The 15,509-nt window shown below is 70.6% G+C and carries 11 protein-coding genes, 1 tRNA gene, 1 other RNA gene and 1 pseudogene; 7 read left to right on the top strand and 7 right to left on the bottom strand.

Annotated features, from left to right (window positions below):
• The 4 genes from D474_RS0114240 to D474_RS0114255 form a co-directional block, all read right to left on the bottom strand.
• A partial coding sequence (locus D474_RS0114240; RefSeq protein WP_017614228.1) for a PadR family transcriptional regulator occupies window positions 1-365 on the bottom strand: 365 nt, incomplete at its 3' end.
• A gap of 58 nt (window positions 366-423) precedes the next feature.
• Complete coding sequence (locus tag D474_RS0114245; RefSeq protein WP_017614229.1) at window positions 424-2,439, bottom strand: oxidoreductase; 2,016 nt, start codon at window positions 2,437-2,439, stop codon at window positions 424-426.
• 168 nt (window positions 2,440-2,607) lie between these two features.
• Window positions 2,608-3,450, bottom strand: a complete 843-nt coding sequence (locus D474_RS0114250) for an aldo/keto reductase (RefSeq protein WP_017614230.1) — start codon at window positions 3,448-3,450, stop codon at window positions 2,608-2,610.
• A 34-nt stretch (window positions 3,451-3,484) separates the two neighbouring features.
• Window positions 3,485-4,354, bottom strand: coding sequence for an NAD(P)-dependent oxidoreductase (locus D474_RS0114255; protein ID WP_026118482.1), 870 nt, complete (start codon window positions 4,352-4,354; stop codon window positions 3,485-3,487).
• A gap of 185 nt (window positions 4,355-4,539) precedes the next feature.
• On the opposite strand from D474_RS0114255, the gene D474_RS0114260 reads away from it, so the two are divergent.
• Window positions 4,540-6,279, top strand: coding sequence for a pyruvate dehydrogenase (locus tag D474_RS0114260; RefSeq protein WP_017614232.1), 1,740 nt, complete (start codon window positions 4,540-4,542; stop codon window positions 6,277-6,279).
• A 141-nt stretch (window positions 6,280-6,420) separates the two neighbouring features.
• Here the strand turns inward: D474_RS0114260 and D474_RS0114265 are convergent.
• A tRNA-Ser gene (locus D474_RS0114265) sits at window positions 6,421-6,508 on the bottom strand.
• A gap of 199 nt (window positions 6,509-6,707) precedes the next feature.
• On the opposite strand from D474_RS0114265, the gene ffs reads away from it, so the two are divergent.
• Window positions 6,708-6,803: signal recognition particle sRNA small type (gene ffs, locus D474_RS31070), an RNA gene on the top strand.
• A 114-nt stretch (window positions 6,804-6,917) separates the two neighbouring features.
• Window positions 6,918-9,211, top strand: a pseudogene (locus D474_RS28780) (DNA polymerase III subunit gamma and tau).
• A gap of 18 nt (window positions 9,212-9,229) precedes the next feature.
• Here the strand turns inward: D474_RS28780 and D474_RS0114275 are convergent.
• Both D474_RS0114275 and D474_RS0114280 read right to left on the bottom strand, forming a co-directional pair.
• Window positions 9,230-9,844 carry a TetR/AcrR family transcriptional regulator gene (locus D474_RS0114275; RefSeq protein WP_026118483.1) on the bottom strand — a complete coding sequence of 205 codons (615 nt, stop codon included), beginning with the start codon at window positions 9,842-9,844 and terminating at the stop codon, window positions 9,230-9,232.
• A 369-nt stretch (window positions 9,845-10,213) separates the two neighbouring features.
• A complete protein-coding gene (locus tag D474_RS0114280; RefSeq protein ID WP_017614234.1) occupies window positions 10,214-11,389 on the bottom strand; it encodes a methyltransferase domain-containing protein in 1,176 nt (391 codons plus the stop codon).
• Between the two features lie 363 nt (window positions 11,390-11,752).
• Here D474_RS0114280 and D474_RS0114285 point away from each other — a divergent pair, with 363 nt between their 5' ends.
• From D474_RS0114285 to D474_RS0114300, 4 genes are all read left to right on the top strand, one after another.
• Window positions 11,753-12,106 carry a YbaB/EbfC family nucleoid-associated protein gene (locus D474_RS0114285; RefSeq protein WP_017614235.1) on the top strand — a complete coding sequence of 118 codons (354 nt, stop codon included), beginning with the start codon at window positions 11,753-11,755 and terminating at the stop codon, window positions 12,104-12,106.
• A 127-nt stretch (window positions 12,107-12,233) separates the two neighbouring features.
• Window positions 12,234-12,833: a recombination mediator RecR gene (recR, locus tag D474_RS0114290; protein WP_017614236.1), complete on the top strand. Its 600-nt coding sequence runs from the start codon at window positions 12,234-12,236 to the stop codon at window positions 12,831-12,833.
• Window positions 12,834-13,013: 180 nt separating this feature from the next.
• Complete coding sequence (locus D474_RS0114295; RefSeq protein ID WP_083931832.1) at window positions 13,014-14,285, top strand: aspartate kinase; 1,272 nt, start codon at window positions 13,014-13,016, stop codon at window positions 14,283-14,285.
• Window positions 14,282-15,343: an aspartate-semialdehyde dehydrogenase gene (locus D474_RS0114300; RefSeq protein WP_017614238.1), complete on the top strand. Its 1,062-nt coding sequence runs from the start codon at window positions 14,282-14,284 to the stop codon at window positions 15,341-15,343. Before D474_RS0114295 ends, D474_RS0114300 begins: the two co-directional genes overlap by 4 nt.
• Window positions 15,344-15,509: the final 166 nt, after the last annotated feature.

The raw sequence follows: 15,509 nt of genomic DNA on the forward strand, positions 1-15,509 counted from the left end.
TGCAGGTCGCGGTGGCGCCGCAGCTCGTCGACGAGGTCGCCGAGGCCCACCACCCCCGCGGCGCGCAGCCGCAGGGGCAGGGGGTCCCGGGCCACCTTGGGGTCCTCGCGCTGGTCGACCCAGCGCACGAGCTCCGCCCTCCCCTCGGGCAGGACCTCGTACTCCTTCTTCTGCCCGCGGGTGGGGGCCCCGCCGGGCAGGGGGCGGATCAGGCCCGATCGCTCCAGTTTCCCGAGCTCGCGGTAGATCTGCTGGTGGGTCGCCGACCAGAAGTAACCGATGGACCGGTCGAAACGCCGGGTCAGCTCCGAACCCGATGAGGGCTTCTCCAACAGGGCGGTCAGGAGTGCGTGGGGCAGGGACATGGCCGTGATTCTAGGGGCGGAGGTACGAGGGCAGGCTGGTGCGGGCGAAACCTGAGAACTACAGCGCAGCGGCCAGGCGCGTGCCCTGGTCGATGGCGCGCTTGGCGTCGAGCTCGGCAGCCACGTCCGCGCCGCCGATCACGTGCACCGTCGTGCCGAGCTCGGCCAGCTCCTCGGCGAGGGTGCGGTGTGACTCCTGCCCGGTGCACACCACGACGTGGTCCACGTCCAGGACCCTGGACTCCCCGTCGACGGTGATGTGCAGTCCCTCGTCGTCGATCCGGTCGTAGGCGGCGCCCGCGACCATCTCCACGCCGCGGTGGCGCAGCTCCAGCCGGTGGATCCATCCGGTGGTCTTGCCCAGACCCTTGCCGGGCTTGCTCGTCTTGCGCTGGAGCAGGTGCACGCGGCGCGGCGGCGTGGGGCGCGCGGGTTCGGTGAGGCCGCCGACGGTGGTGTGGTCGGTGTCCACACCCCACTGCCGGAAGAACTCCCCGATGTCCTGGCTCGCGCCCTCGCCCCCGTCGGTGAGGAACTCGGCGACGTCGAAACCGATCCCGCCGGCGCCCATCACCGCGACCTCTCCGCCGACCTCGACGCGGCCGCGCAGCACGTCCACGTAGGAGACGGCCTTGGGGTGGTCGATGCCTGGCACGTCGGGGATGCGCGGGGTGACGCCCGTGGCGACCACGACCTCGTCGTACCCCTGGAGGTCGCCGGCGACCACGTGCGTGCCCAGGCGCACCTCCACGCCGAGCTTGTCGAGCTGGACCCGGTAGTAGCGCAGGGTCTCGTCGAACTCCTCCTTGCCGGGGATCCGGCGGGCCATGTCGAGCTGGCCGCCGATCGAGTCCGCGGCGTCGAACAGGGTGACGCGGTGTCCGACCTCGGCGGCCGAGACCGCGAAGGCCAGACCGGCCGGGCCGGCGCCGACCACGGCGACGTCCTTGGCGGTGCGGGTGGGTTCCAGTACGAGTTCGGTCTCGTGGCAGGCGCGCGGGTTCACCAGGCAGGAGGTGATCTTGAGGCTGAACGTGTGGTCCAGGCAGGCCTGGTTGCAGCCGATGCAGGTGTTGATCTCCTCCGAGCGCCCCTCCGCGGCCTTGGCCACGAAGTGCGAGTCGGCGAGGAAGGGCCGTGCCAGGGACACCATGTCGGCGTCGCCCGAGGCGACCACCTGCTCGGCGACCTCGGGGGTGTTGATCCGGTTGACGGCCACGAGCGGGACCGACACCTCCCCCATGAGCTTGCGCGTCACCCAGCTGTAGGCGCCGCGCGGCACGGACGTGGCGATGGTGGGGATTCGGGCCTCGTGCCAGCCGATGCCGGTGTTGATGATGTCGGCGCCGGCTTCCTCGACGGCCTTGGCGAGCTGTACGACCTCGGGGAACGTGGAACCGCCGGGCACCAGGTCGAGCATGGAGAGGCGGTAGACGACGACGAAGTCGTCGCCGACGCGCTCGCGCACCCGGCGCAGGATCTCCAGCGGGAAGCGGGTGCGGTTCTCGTAGGAGCCGCCCCAGCGGTCCTCGCGCTGGTTGGTGGCCGAGGCGATGAACTGGTTGATGAGGTACCCCTCGGACCCCATGATCTCGACACCGTCGTAGCCGGCCTCGCGCGCCAGGGCTGCGGTGTTCGCGAAGTCCTCGATGGTGCGCTCGATGCCGTCCTCAGTGAGCGCGCGGGGGGTGAAGGCGCTGATGGGGGCCTTGATCGCGCTGGGGGCGACCGACTCCTCACTGAAGGCGTAGCGGCCTGTGTGCAAGATCTGCATGGCGATGCGTCCGCCGGCGGCGTGCACGGCGTCGGTGACGGTCTTGTGCTCCGCGACCTCTTCGGGGGCGGTGAGCTTGGCGGCGCCGGGGTAGGTGGTGCCCTCGGGGTTGGGCGCGATGCCGCCGGTGATGATGAGCCCGACGCCGCCGCGGGCGCGCTCGGCGTAGAACTCCGCCATGCGCTCGAACCCGTCGGGGGCCTCTTCCAGGCCCACGTGCATGGAGCCCATGATGACGCGATTGGGCAGGGTCGTGAAGCCCAGGTCCAGGGGTTCCAGGAGGTGGGGGTACTCGCTCATGTTCGTCTCCTTGCGCGGTGCCTCGTCGCCGGTGTCGGGCCGGCCTCGGCCATTTTATGCAACAAGTTGCAAAATCGGTGAGGGGCACCCCGCAAAATCGCCACGCGCACACCCCGGGCCCCGGTGGACGTTCCTGGTCCCCCGGGGCCCGGCGATCGTCTGCTCGGCTCAGAACTCCTGGTGTGTGGCCGGGTCCTGGCCCTTGTTGCGGCCGTCGGCGCGGCCCAGAGCCGAGATCGCCTCGACCTCGGATTCCGACAGCTCGAAGTCGAAGACGGACAGGTTCTCGGTCTGGCGCTCCGGACCGGAGGCCTTCGGGATCGGCACCGCCCCCAGCTGGACGTGCCAGCGCAGGATCACCTGGGCCGCACTGCGCCCGTGCGTGCGCGCGATCGTCTCGACCACGGGCTCGCTCAGCACCGAGTTCGCCCGGCCGAGCGGGCTCCACGACTCCGTGCGGATCCCGCGCGCTGCGTCGGCTGCGCGCTGCTCGGCCTGCGGGAAGTACGGGTGCAGCTCCACCTGGTTGACCGACGGTGCGACCCCGGTGTCCTCGATGATCCGGTCCAGGTGCTCGGGCAGGAAGTTCGAGACCCCGATCGACCGCACCAGCCCGCGCTCGCGCGCCTCCACCAGGGCCCGCCAGGCTTGCACGTACAGGTCCTCGATCGGGTTCGGCCAGTGAATGAGGTAGAGGTCCAGCTGGTCGAGGCCCGAGGCGCGCAACGACCCCTCGACCGTCTCGAGGGCGCGGGCGTAGGCGTGGTCGCGGCCGGGGAGCTTGGAGGTGACGCGCAGTTCCTCCCTGGGGACAGCGGAGCGACGTACGGCCTCGCCCACCGCGTCCTCGTTCTGGTAGTTGACCGCCGAGTCCAGGAGCCGGTAGCCGGACTCGATCGCCGACAGGATCGACCGTGTGCCCTCCTCGCCGGTGAGCCGGTAGGTACCGAAACCGATCGCGGGCAGCGTCGTCCCGTCGTCGAGCTCGTACTGCGGAACGTCCTGGGTCATGTTCGACACCTCCGTGGCTGTGATCGGGGGACGCTCACCGGTCGTCGGGCGTGACGGCCTCGAAGACGGCGGCGATGTCCTCGTCCCGGTGGCCGCTCAGTTCGGCCGCCCTGAACTGCACGCGTACACCGTCCAGCACACCGGACGCAACGCCGTGGCTGCGTGCGCTGTCCACCATCAGGTCGAGGTCCTTGAGTGCCCCGTGGACCGGGAACGAGGGTTCGTAGGCGCCGCTGAGCATCGCCGCGCCCTTGACCTGTGCGTACCCGGCGTCCAGCGGCCCGCCGGAGATCGCCTCCAGGAACAGTCGCGGGTCGGTGCCCAGGGCCTCGGCCATCGCCATCGACTGCGCCACACCCGCTGTCAGTGTGGTCACCCAGGCGTTGCACGCGAGCTTGAGCGCGGAGGCCCGTCCCGGTTCGTCACCCACGTGGATCTCCCTGGCGGAGAAGGCCTCCAGCGCCGGGCGGGCCGTCGCGAGCGCTTCCTCCTCGCCGGCGGTCAGCACCACGAGCGTGCCCTGCTCGGCCGGACCCCTGGTTCCCAGGACAGGGGTGTCGACGATCCTGATCCCGGAGCGTTCGGCGAGCTTGACGAGGTCGGCGGCGCCCTTGACCCCGACGGTCCCGGCCTGGGCCCAGACGGCGCCCGGCGCGGCCGAGGGCAGGGCGCGTTCCATGACCTGAGCGGTCACACCCTCGTCGAAGAGCACGGTGAGCACGACCGCCGCGTCCTCCACCGCCTCGTCCGGGGACGCGGCGACCTGTGCCCCCGCGTCCTGCAACGGCCGGGTCTTCTCCCTGCTGCGGTTCCAGACCCGCACGTCGAAACCCTGCGCGATGAGGTTCGCGGCCATCCCCGAACCCATGATCCCGGTCCCCAGGACCGCCACCGTGGTACTCATGCGTCTCCCCTCGGACGACGAGTCGGCCAGGGTTCCCAGCTTAGGGAGCGCGGCCGCGGCCGACCAGGAGCGGCGTGTACGGCCGTGCGGCGCCCGTGAGGGCCCCAGTGTGGCGTTCCCGGCCTCCGGGCGGCCCCGCTCCTAGCGTTGGGGCCGACAGCGCCGTCGCAGGGAGGAACACCGCCGTGGCCAGGAACACCGTCGCTGAACAGCTCGTCCGCACCCTGGCCTCTGCCGGGGTCACCCGCATCTACGGCGTGGTCGGGGACAGCCTCAACCCCGTCGTCGACGCCGTACGCGAGACCGACGGCATCGAGTGGGTGCACGTGCGCAACGAAGAAGCCGCCGCGTTCGCCGCCGCCGGGCAGGCCGAGATCGACGGCGGGCTCGCGGTGTGCGCGGGGTCCTGCGGCCCGGGCAACACCCACCTGGTGCAGGGCCTCTACGACGCCCAGCGCAGCGGGGTCCCGGTGTTGGCGCTGGCCTCGCACATCCCCTCCCGGCAGATCGGGACCCAGTTCTTCCAGGAGACCCACCCCGAGAGGCTCTTCGGCGACGTCACCGGGTTCAGGGAGCTCGTGGCCCACCCGGAGCAGATGCCGCGGTTGGCGCGGGTCGCGATCCAGCACGCCCTCGGTACCCCCGGGGTCTCCGTGCTCGTCCTGCCCGGGGACATCGCCGGCCGGCGCGCCACCGGCCCCGCCGACACCTCACCCGTGACTGCCGGGCGCGCCACCGCCTGGCCCAGCGAGGACGACGTGCGTGAGCTCGCCGCCCGCATCAACGCCGCCGAGAAGGTCGCGCTCTTCTGTGGTGTCGGTGTGCGGCACGCCCACCGCGAGGTCATGGCGCTCGCGGACAAGGCCAACGCACCGGTCGGCCACTCTCTGCGCGGCAAGGAGTGGATCCAGCACCACAACCCCTACGACGTGGGGATGATCGGCCTGCTCGGCTACGGCGCCTGCCACGACGCCCTGGAGGCGGCCGACCTCACCGTCCTGCTCGGCACCGACTTCCCGTACGACGACTTCCTTCCGAAGAAGGGTGTGGTCCAGGTCGACCGCGATCCGCGCCGCCTCGGCCGTCGCGTACCGCTCGAACTGGCCGTGCACGGGGACGTCCCCGCGACCCTGCGTGCGGTGCTGCCGCTGGTGGAGGACAAGTCCGACGCCCGGTACCTGCACGAGATGCTCCGCAAACACGAGCGAGCCCTGACCAGGGTGGTGGACGCCTACACACAGAACATCGAGCACCACACGCCCATCCACCCCGAGTACGTGGCCGACTGCCTCGACCAGGTCGCGGACGAGGCCACCGTCTTCACGGTCGACACCGGCATGAACAACGTGTGGGCGGCCCGCTACCTCACCCCGAACGGGCACCGGCGCGTCATCGGTTCCTTCTCGCACGGGACGATGGCCAATGCGCTCCCGCACGCGATCGGTGCCGCCTACGCCGCACCCGACCGGAAGGTGGTCTCGCTCTCCGGTGACGGCGGGCTGAGCATGCTCATGGGCGAGCTGATCACCGTGCAGCAGCACGACCTGCCGATCACGACGGTGGTCTTCAACAATTCCTCGCTCGGCATGGTCAAGCTGGAGATGATGGTCGACGGGATCCCCGCGTACCAGACCGACCACCAGCCCGTTGACTACTCGGCGGTCGCGCGTGCGGTCGGCATGCGGTCGGTGCGGGTGGAGGCCCCCAAGGACGTGCACGAGGCCCTGCGTGAGGCGCTGGCGGCCGACGTCCCCTACCTCGTCGACGTGATCACCGACGCGAACGCGCTGTCGATCCCGTCCCGCATCACCGCGGACCAGGTCGCCGGGTTCGCGCTCTCGGCAGGGCGCACGGTGCTGAAGGGCGGGGTCGGGGCGATGGTGGAGATGGCGCGTTCGAACCTGCGCAACATCCCCCGTCCCTGACCCGGGGTCTCAACCCGAACGGAACGCGCGGCGGTAGGTCTGCGGGCTCGTGCCCACCACTGCCGGGCCCTCACCTGACGCGGGCATCAGGGGTGGAAACGACGAAGGCCCGGAACGCGGTGCGCTCCGGGCCTTCGCTCGTGGCGGAGGATAAGGGATTCGAACCCTTGAGGGGTTGCCCCCAACACGCTTTCCAAGCGTGCGCCCTAGGCCACTAGGCGAATCCTCCGAGATCAACTCTACAGGTTCCGAAGGGGTGCTTCGTCCATCCCCTCGGCCGAGAACCGACCGCCGCCGAACGTTGTTGCGTGCGGCCGCGGGGCAGAGACTACCGGTTCCGGGGAGCGGTGTGCACACGCCTGGAAGGGGGCGGGAGGGCGGCGATCGCGGGTTGGACAAGTGGGCTGTTCTTTCGGGTAGGCTTTGGGGCAGACCCCTCGTGCGGCGTCACCCTATGAACCTCCCCAGGGCCGGAAGGCAGCAAGGATAAGTGGGCTCTGGCGGGTGCGCGGGGGGTCCTTTTTTCTGTCTCCGGCAGCCCCGGACGTCCCCCTCCCGGTTTCCCACGACCCGGCCCGAGCTGTCGGCGACAGCGGGTTGAATGGACCCGTGGCAGGGACCAGGGGAGTGATCGCACCGTGAGCATCGCGCTGTACCGCAAGTACCGCCCGGCGACGTTCGGCGAGGTACGCGGTCAGGAGCACGTGACGGACCCGCTGCGGCAGGCGCTGCGCAGCGGACGCATCAACCACGCCTACCTGTTCAGCGGCCCGCGAGGCTGTGGCAAGACCACCAGCGCGCGCATCCTCGCCCGCTCGCTCAACTGTGAGCAGGGACCCACGCCCGACCCGTGCGGCACCTGCGACTCCTGTGTCGCGCTGGGGCCCGACGGCGGCGGCAGCATCGACGTCATCGAGATCGACGCCGCCTCGCACGGTGGTGTTGACGACGCCCGCGACCTGCGGGAACGCGCCTTCTTCTCGCCGGTGAGCTCGCGCTACAAGATCTACGTGATCGACGAGGCGCACATGGTCACCCGCGAGGGGTTCAACGCGCTGCTCAAGCTCGTCGAGGAGCCTCCACCGCACCTGAAGTTCGTCTTCGCCACGACCGAACCCGAGAAGGTCATCGGGACGATCCGGTCGCGTACGCACCACTACCCCTTCCGACTGATCCCGCCGACGACCCTCAAGGAGCTCATGGAGGACCTCCTCCAGGAGGAGGGCATCCCCTACGACCAGGCTGCGCTTCCCCTGGTCGTGCGCGCGGGCGCGGGATCGGCGCGCGACACCCTGTCGGTGCTGGACCAGCTCATCGCCGGTTCCGGAGACGAGGGCATCACGCGCGAGGGCGCGGTGGGCCTGCTCGGCTACACCGACTCCAGCCTGCTGGGCGAGATGGTCGACGCGCTGGGTGCCCGGGACGGGGCCGCGGTCTTCGGGCTGATCGACCGGGTGGTCGAGGGCGGCCACGACCCGCGCCGGTTCGCGGCCGACCTGTTGGAACGCTTCCGCGACCTGGTGGTCCTGGCGGCTGTGCCCGACGCTCTCGACAAGGGGCTGGTCAACGTCGCCCCGGAGGCGGTCGAGCAGATGCAGGGCCAGGCCTCGCGCCTTGGCCCGGCCGAGCTCACGCGCGCCGCCGACGTTCTCAACGCGGGACTGACGGAGATGCGTGGAGCGACCGCGCCCCGGCTCATGTTCGAGCTCATGTGCTCGCGTGTGCTGCTGCCCGCGGTCGACTCCGATCAGACGGCGTTGCTGGCCCGGTTGGAGCAGATGGAGCGCCGCGTCTCCTCCGGTGCCGCGACCCCGCAGGCACCGGCCGTGCAGGCACCCGCACCCCCGGCCGCGGCCCCGGCACCCGCGCCCCAGCCGGAACCGCAGGCGCCCGCCGCGCCCCCGGAAACGCCGACCGAGCCCGCGCGACAGCACCAGCCCGAGGAACCGGCCGCCACACAGCCGCAGCAGCCGGCACCCGGGCGTTCGCAGGGTCCGGCCGAGCCCNNGCCCCGCAGCCCCAGCAGGCCGCACCACAGGCCGCTCCGGCCCAGGCGCAGTCCTCGGGTGGAGGCGCGGTCGACCTCGGTCGTCTCCAGGGCGCCTGGCACCAGGTGCTGGAGGCGGTCAAGAACCGGCGCCGGTTCACCTGGATGGTGCTGACCGGCAGTGACGTCGGGCCCGTCGGCGTCGAGGGCAACACCGTGCTCCTCGGGTTCTCGCGCCCCAACGAGGCCAAGGGTTTCGGTAACAGCGGCAGCGACCAGGTGGTCGCGGCGGCGATCCAGGAGGTCCTGGGCGTCGAGGTCAGGGTTGCCGCCGGCGATCCGAACGGTCAGAACGGTTCGAACGGCGGTGGCGCTCCGGCCCGTCGGCCGGAACCCCAGCGGCCGGCCGAGCCCGCCGGGTGGGGTGACTCGGCTCCCGCCCAGCCCGAGAAGCCCGCACCTGCCGCCCCGGCCGAACCCGCCCCTGCACCTGCGAGCACTGAACCGCAGCATCGCGCCGCCGAGGAGCGCCCCGACCCCGATCCACGGCCCCGCCCGGAGGCACAGGCGCCGTCGGGCCCGCCGCCGGACAAGATCGTGACCGGACTGGAGGAACCGCCACCGGACCCGTACGAGGACGCCGCCGCGGCCCCGCCGCCCGACCAGGCCCCTGCCGAACCGCAGCGCAGTGAGCCGCAGGAGCAGGGACGGAGCACGAGCCAGGACCCGGGTTCCGAGCCGCAGCCCGTCCGGTCCGCCCCGGCGGGCGGCCCCGGTGAACAGTCCGGATCGGCCGGCGCCGGAACCCCGGGCGGATCCGCCTCCGGCACAGCCGGAGCTTCGGGAACCTCCGGAGCCTCGGGAGCTTCCGGGGTCGCGCTCATCGAGACCGAGCTCGGGGGCAAGCTCATCGACGAGATCGAGCACGAACCCCCTCAGGGCTGATCCCGCCGAGGCCCGGGCTCAGGGGCGCAGGGTGCGCATGACCATGTCGACGAGGTCGTCGGCGTAGGCGTGGGTGAGCGGGGCGGTCCGCAACAGCCACCGTTTGAGGAACGGGCCGGTCAGCAGCTCGACCGCCAGCTCCAGATCGGCGTCGGGGCGGACCTCGCCCGCGTCGATCGCGCTGTGCAGGCGCTGCTTGTACACCTCGGTGCCGGGTGCGACGAGCAGCCCGGAGATCTGCTCCGACAGCTCGGTGTCGCGCTGGATCTCCGCTGTGAACGCACGCGAGATGCGGTCCATCGTGGGGTCGTTGAACTCGTCGACGGTGGCGCGCAGCACGGTCTTCAGGTCGGTCGCGATGTCGCCGGTGTCCGGCAGGGCCTCGCCGGTCTGTTCTCCGGTCAGGTGTGTGAACAGGTCCAGGACCACCGCGGACTTGGACGGCCACCACCGGTAGATGGTCTGTTTGCCGACCCGGGCACGGGAGGCGATGCCCTCCATGGTCATCCGCGCGAACCCGACCTCGACGATGAGCTCCGAGGCGGCGTCGAGGATCGCACGTTCGGCCCGTGCACTGCGGCGTTGCGGGTTCGGTGCCTGCCGTCCCCGGTCGGGTGGGGTGTTCTCCGTCATGGTGGCCACGGTACCCAGAAGGGGGACGAGACGTTTCGTCTCTAATGGGTCGTGCCGCGACGCCGTTCGCACGAGACACTGCGTATCGTTCATTAAGAGGAGAGGGCCCTGGCAAGGAACGAGGACAACCTGCTCGGCAGGGGCGGGCGGCGTGCCACCGTCTCGTCTTCCGACCTGGTGGGCGGTCGCGGCGGTTGCCGGTGGAGCCGGTCGGCAAGCCCGCGACCACGAGAAGGATCTGCTGTGCAGGACCCAGGAACGCAACGCACGTGCCGCAGGACAGGGGGCGGCGAGACGTGAGCGTGCGCAACCGTCCCCTCCCGGCGGTCCTCGCCCGGCGGTGAGGGCCGCCTCGTGTGTCCGGCGTGATCAGACGTCTGCGACGGGGGAGACGTCCCAGGTCCGGGCCTCCGGGGAATCCAGCCGGATCCGGTGCGTGCCGTCGCCGGCCACGGAGATGCCGAAGCGTTCGGGCCCGGGTTCACCCAGTTCCGCCCACTCGTCGAGCGCGTCCTCGAACTCGTCCCAGATGCTGCGGGGGCCGCCCTGCTCGATCATCCACGACGTGCCGTACGGGTACACGCGCACCCACGACTCGTTGGCGCCGTCGTTGATCCACACACCCGAGCCCGTGCCGATCCACCGGCGCCGCACACGCCAGTCCGGCACCATCACCGACAGCGCGAACGCTGAAGGGAACGACATCAGCGGGGCGATCGGATCCTCCTGGGTCAGGCGGTACTCGTCCGGCTGCTGCCCGTTGTCGTGCACCGGTGGCGACTGCGGCCCGGGAACCCGCAGCGGCACGAAACCCACGCCCCCGTGGAAGGTGCCCTGCGCCGTCCCGTCACCCGGGCACTCGAAGCGTGCGAGCACCCCTGCGCCCTCCAACGCACCCCACGGGCACACGATGATCCCGCCCTCGGCCACCTGTTCCAGCCACGCCGGCGGCAGAGCACGCACCCCGCAGGTGGAGGTGATGCGGTCGTACGGTGCACCCTCGGGGTGCCCCGCGTAGCCGTCCGAAACGGTGATCCGGGGCGAACGGCCTTCCGCGGACAGAGCCTGCCGGGCGTTGTCGGCCACCCGGGGGTCGATCTCCACCGAGTCCACGGAGTCGTCCCCGAGCCGGTGTGCCAGCAGGGCCGTGTTCCACCCGGTCCCGGTCCCGATCTCCAGCGCGCGGTGGCCGTAGACCAGGTCGGCCAGGCCCAGGAGCCGGGCCAGCACGGTGGGCGCCGAACTCGAGGACGTTGCCGCCTCGGCCTCCGGTGTGCGTGGGGTGGCCTCGTCGCCGCGCTGTCGGGGCACTCCGCCCTCGTCCAGGCGGGTGATGATCGCGTTGTCGGCGTAGACGGCGGCCAGCCATCGTTCCGGGTTGCCGGCCGCGTTCAGGGCAGTGCCGCGCACGGTCGACGCCCCGGAATCGGGGATGAAGGAATGTCGTGGGACGGCCCGGAAGGCGGCTATCAGACCGGGGTCGGTGAGGGTGCCGTCCGCGACCATCGCCTCGATCAGCGCCGAGTGGCGTTCCCTGGCGGTCAACACGTGTTCGGTCCCCCGTGACGTATCGGTCGTGCCCCTCCAGGCACATGTGCAACCGAAAGTGATGTTAGCGCTACTCTTCGTCTTGTTGGTGGGTGAAGGGCGGTTGCGGTGGGTCGGGCCGCACCGGATCACAGACCCCTCGCGAGGTCGGAGCGGCACTCGGGGAGTGATCGTGCGGCCCCGTTCGTTGTCGGGGCGAGGGGTACGCGCGCGCCCGCCGGGCGCGTCCCGGGACCCCTCGGTGCGCCGACCGGCCACAGGACGGCGTCGGACACGAGCGGTTACGCTCGCAGGAACAGCGACACAGCGACATCCGGCACCACGGGTGCCGACGAGGAGACGACCGTGAACCCTGGCGGAATGGACATGCAGGCTCTGCTCCAGCAGGCCCAGCAGATGCAGGAACAGCTCGTCGAGGCCCAGAAGGCACTCGACGAGGCCGAGGTCGAGGGCAGCTCCGGCGGCGGCCTGGTCAAGGTCAAGCTGAGCGGCCGCGGCCAGGTCGAGGACATCACCGTCGACCCCAAGGCGATCGACCCGGGCGACAGCGATGAGTCTGCACAGACCATCGCCGACCTCGTGCTCGCCGCGATCCGCGACGCCGAGGCCCAGGTCGAGCGGATGCAGCAGGAGAAGATGGGACCGCTCACCGAGGGGCTCGGCGGTATGCCCGGTGGCATGCCCGGCGGGATGCCCGGCCTCCCCGGCATGTGAGACACCGTTCGCGGGTCGGTGACGGCGGCCTCCGCGTGCGCGAGAGGTCGTCGGCACGGATACCGTGGACGGTGAGAAGGGGAAGACGGGCCGCCCCCGAAGAGTCGGCCCGGCGAGCGGGTAGGCGATGTACGAAGGCGCGGTGCAGACTCTGATCGACGAGCTCGGGCGGCTGCCCGGCGTCGGTCCGAAAAGCGCGCAGCGCATCGCCTTCCACCTTCTGTCCGCCGAGAACGCGGACGTCAAACGCCTCGTCAACGCACTTGTCGAGGTCAAGGAGAAAGTGCGGTTCTGCTCGGTCTGCGGCAACGTGGCCGAGGAGGAGCAGTGCCGTATCTGCCGTGACGCGCGCCGCGACCCCGCCGTCGTCTGCGTCGTCGAGGAGTCCAAGGACGTCGTGGCCATCGAGCGCACCCGCGAGTTCCGCGGCACCTACCACGTGCTCGGCGGCGCCATCAGCCCCATCGAGGGCGTCGGCCCCGACGACCTGCGCGTCAAGGAGCTCATGTCGCGCCTGGCCGACGGCCAGATCACCGAGATCATCCTCGCGACCGACCCCAACCTGGAAGGGGAGGCCACCGCGACCTACCTGGCGCGGCTGGTCAAACCCATGGGTCTGAAAGTCACACGCTTGGCCAGCGGGCTCCCCGTCGGAGGCGACCTCGAGTACGCCGACGAAGTCACGCTCGGCCGCGCCTTCGAGGGCCGCCGGAGCTTGGAGTTCTAGCTCACATTTGCCCGTAATGCGGACGAAATCTGAGTAACCGCCGTTCGAGCGGGTAGGCCCGAGCGCTGGTGCGTCAAGTAGCCACGCCACCCAACCGCAGGTCGGAGCGGGTGAGCGAGGCGTCACTGGCTACACTCCGTTGTTAATTGTCTTGATCCCAACTCCTCAGGAGCATCGATCGTGGCCCTAATCGTGCAGAAGTACGGTGGGTCTTCCGTCGCTGACGCGGAAGCCATCAAGCGAGTAGCCCAAAGGATCGTGGCTCAGAAAAAGGCGGGACATGACGTCGTGGTCGTCGTCTCCGCCATGGGCGACACGACCGACGAACTGCTGGACCTGGCCGAGCAGGTCTCCCCGATGCCGCCGGCTCGCGAGCTCGACATGCTCGTGACCGCGGGTGAGCGCATGTCCATGGCTCTCGTGGCGATGGCGATCGAGAACCTCGGGTACGAGGCGCGCTCCTTCACCGGTTCCCAGGCCGGTGTCATCACCACGTCCCTGCACGGCAACGCGAAGATCATAGACGTCACCCCCGGCCGTATCGCCGAGGCCGTGGACGAGGGCGCGATCTGCATCGTCGCCGGTTTCCAGGGCGTCTCCCAGGACACCAAGGACATCACCTCGCTGGGCCGCGGCGGCTCCGACACGACCGCCGTCGCGCTCGCCGGCGCCCTGCGCGCCGACGCCTGCGAGATCTACAGCGACGTCGATGGTGTCTTCACCGCCGACCCGCGTGTCGTGCCCACCGCCCGCCGGATCCCCCAGGTCTCCTACGAGGAGATGCTGGAGATGGCCGCGAGCGGTACCAAGATCCTGCACCTGCGCTGCGTCGAGTACGCGCGGCAGTACAACATCCCGCTGCACGTGCGCTCGTCGTTCAGTCAGAAGCCCGGGACCTGGATCGTTTCGGAAGTCGAGGAAAGCGAAGGCATGGAACAGCCGATCATCTCCGGGGTCTCCCACGACCGGAGCGAAGCCAAGATCACCGTCGTCGGCGTGCCCGACAAGGTCGGTGAGGCCGCGACGATCTTCAAGGCCCTCGCGGACGCCGAGGTCAACATCGACATGATCGTGCAGAACGTCTCGGCGGTCTCCACGTCGCGCACCGACATCTCCTTCACCGTCCCCAAGGACACCGGCAAGGAGGCCGTCGCTGCGCTGAAGAAGGTCCAGGAGAAGGTCGGCTACGACTCCCTGCGCTACGACGACAAGATCGGCAAGGTCTCCCTGATCGGCGCCGGCATGCGCTCCTACCCGGGTGTGACCGCGCGCTTCTTCGACGCGATCGCCGCCGCGGGCACCAACGTGGAGATGATCTCCACGTCGGAGATCCGCATCTCGGTCATTGTCGAGGAGGACCAGATCGACGCGGCCGTGCGCGCCGCCCACAGCGAGTTCCAGCTCGACGCCGACCAGGTCGAGGCTGTCGTCTACGGAGGTACCGGCCGATGAGCAACCGTCTTCCCACCCTCGCCATCGTCGGCGCGACCGGTGCCGTCGGCACGGTCATGCGCGACATCCTCACCCGGCGTGAGAACGTCTGGGGCGAGATCCGCCTGGTCGCCTCCGCCCGCAGCGCCGGCAAGGTGCTGAGCGTGCGCGGCGAGGACGTCACCGTGCAGGCGCTGTCCCCCGAGGTCTTCGACGACGTCGACGTCGCCATGTTCGACGTGCCCGACGAGGTCTCCAAGGAATGGGCCCCGGTCGCCGCCGCCCGCGGTGCCGTGGCCGTCGACAACTCCGGCGCGTTCCGCCTGGACCCCGACGTCCCGCTGGTGGTGCCCGAGGTCAACGCGGCCCAGGTCCGCAACCGCCCGCGCGGCATCATCTCCAACCCCAACTGCACGACCCTGTCGATGATCGTGGCCATCGGTGCCCTGCACCGCGCCTACGGCATCAAGGACCTGGTCGTCTCCTCCTACCAGGCCGCCTCCGGTTCCGGCCAGGAGGGCATCGACACCCTGCGCGACCAGATGTCGACCGTGGCCGCCGACCGCAGTCTCGGCGACGAGGCCGGCGATGTGCGGGAGGCCGTCGACGAGTTGGGCCCGTTCCCCGCGCCGCTGGCCTACAACGTCGTTCCGTGGGCCGGCTCGCTCAAGGAGGACGGTTACTCCTCCGAGGAGCTCAAGGTCCGCAACGAGTCCCGTAAGATCCTGGGCATCCCGGACCTGCGGGTGGCCGCCACGTGTGTCCGCGTCCCGGTCATCACGACCCACGCGCTGACCGTGCATGCCACCTTCGACAGCGAGGTCCCGGCCGCCGACGCACGCAAGCTGCTCAGCGATGCCGAGGGCGTCGAGGTCCTGGACGACCCGGCCAAGGGCGAGTTCCCGACCCCGGCCGACGTCGTGGGCACCGACCCGACCTGGGTCGGCCGTATCCGCCAGTCGATCGACGACCCGAAGTCGCTGGACCTGTTCCTGTGCGGCGACAACCTGCGCAAGGGCGCTGCTCTGAACACCGCGCAGATCGCCGAGGTCGTGGCCCGGGAGTTCGTCCAGGGCTGACCCCCTGGCCGACGGGACCCCCGAGGTCCTCGCGGTCCTGATGGTGTACGCCGCCGCCGACGGATTACCGGTCCGTCGGCGGCGGCGTTCCTGTGTCTGCACGGTCTGACCGGAACCCGGTTGACCTGCCGTCCGTCAAGTCCCGGGGTCGGCGTCGGCGGGGGGG

It is taken from the genome of Nocardiopsis salina YIM 90010, from assembly GCF_000341025.1.
In the GTDB taxonomy this organism is placed as follows: domain Bacteria; phylum Actinomycetota; class Actinomycetes; order Streptosporangiales; family Streptosporangiaceae; genus Nocardiopsis; species Nocardiopsis salina.